The organism is Bradyrhizobium sp. P2_E8 (assembly GCF_056403875.1).
This window is the reverse complement of the sequence record NZ_JBFUES010001355.1, coordinates 1-1588: the sequence shown is the minus strand read 5'-3', so window position 1 is coordinate 1588 and position 1588 is coordinate 1. Positions and strand designations below refer to the sequence as shown.

General features: G+C 62.1%; 1 protein-coding gene. It reads left to right on the top strand.

Annotated elements, in window-relative coordinates; genetic code table 11:
- Positions 1 to 788: 788 nt before the first annotated feature.
- Positions 789 to 1397, top strand: coding sequence for a sll1863 family stress response protein (locus AC1D00_RS40390; RefSeq protein WP_404559054.1), 609 nt, complete (start codon positions 789 to 791; stop codon positions 1395 to 1397).
- Positions 1398 to 1588: the final 191 nt, after the last annotated feature.

Here is a 1588-nt window from a genome sequence, read left to right as displayed (position 1 = left end):
GCGTAGAACTGCTTCTGCGCCTCCTCATGGTCGCGCATGGCCTTCTCGGCCTCGATCCGGCGTGCCGCATCGCGTGCCTGGCGCTGTTCGGGGGTCAGGGGTTTGCGTCGGAAGGAAAGGTCTTCGCTCATGGCAAGACAACGCGGCAGCGGGGCAACGGTTCCACCCCGAACCGGGCGGGCCGGCCAAGGTCAAACCGAGATATCCGCATCGTTAGGACGTTACTGGCAGGAACGACCTCAACATCGCCCGCAGCCCCCTCGCAGCAGGACAGGCCGCCCAAAACAAAATCTCGAAAAACAACCCCATGCACAGTAGCTAAGTCCTGCTGGCGCAACGGTTTTTGGAATCCACGAAACGCCCTTTGACGCGTCCGGCAAAACAGTGGCATTCTGCGATCTTCGGAAAATCCGTTGGCCATGAGACTCGGCACCGGATCGGGCAGCCGGATCGGTTGACGTTAGACGCGTCGGCCGCCAGCGGAGCTGCGGCAACCGCCCCCAACGCGACGATGCCTTTCGCGGACAAACTACTGTTCACCGATGCCAAGCTGAAAGCTCCGCCAGAATTCGCGCGGCGATCGATACCGGACGCTTGGCGCGCCGTCGCGCGAATGGGCCGACAAGCAAATCGCTGGCACGAAACGTCAGCCGCTTTTCCTCCTTCGCAGGATGAGGAGGCGCGTCGAGAGTTCGCGGCAGCTGCGGAACACGACGTCATTGAGACAGGTCAATACGACCACGCCCAAGCTCTGGGATCTTAACTTCGGCAAGCAGATGGAGACGGCCATGTCACAGCAGAGCAGCATGCATTTCTACCTCAGTTGGGCCAAGGAGCGGATCGACGAAATGGACGCTGCATTGGCCTCGTTCGAGGTCAAAGTCGGCCAGGCCAAGGCTGAGTCCAGGGTCAAGACTGATCAGCTTCTGTCCGATCTGACCAAGCGCCGTGACGAGTTTCAGGCCCTGCTCAAGACCCAGGCCGAGGCGGGCGAAACCGCCTGGGCTGGCGCCAAGACGGATCTGGAGAGGCAATGGACTGGATTCGAGGCCCAGGTGAAGACCTACTTCGAAGGCGCTGGCAAACAGCTCGAGCAGCAGCAGGCCACGTTCAAGGACGTTGCGGCTGCGCAGTCCAAGGCCTGGCGCGAAGCAGCGGACAAATTCCGCGAGGCCGCGGGCAAAGTGGCCGCAGCCCGAACCGTTGATGTCGATGCCGCGCTCAAGCAAATGAGATCCGATGCGTCCGAAGCAGAAGCGCGTCTGCAGAAGCTGAAACAGGCTGGCAGCGAATCCTGGTCGGTCCTGAGCGCCGGACTCGCCGAGTCCCGGAAGGCGTTCGATCAAGCGAACAAGGCCGCGTGGGACGCGCTGAAGGGCGCAGGTCCAAAGAGCTGAAAGTTTCGCTTCCGAAGAAAGAGCGTGACGCGCCCGAGTGGCGCGCAGCGATGGAAGCCTTGCTTCTGGTGGTCGCGCGCGGCGGCCCGACCATGTTCGCCCGTATCGGCGTCATGCGGGCGCTGAACCGACGTCCCGAAGCTCAATTCCAAGGGAAAGGAGCCGTATTGGGGTCGACGCAAGCCGAACAG

Bases quoted from the DNA above. Each gene is read 5' to 3' on its own strand.
- AC1D00_RS40390 (WP_404559054.1), top strand. From the start codon at position 789: ATGTCACAGCAGAGCAGCATGCATTTCTACCTCAGTTGGGCCAAGGAG.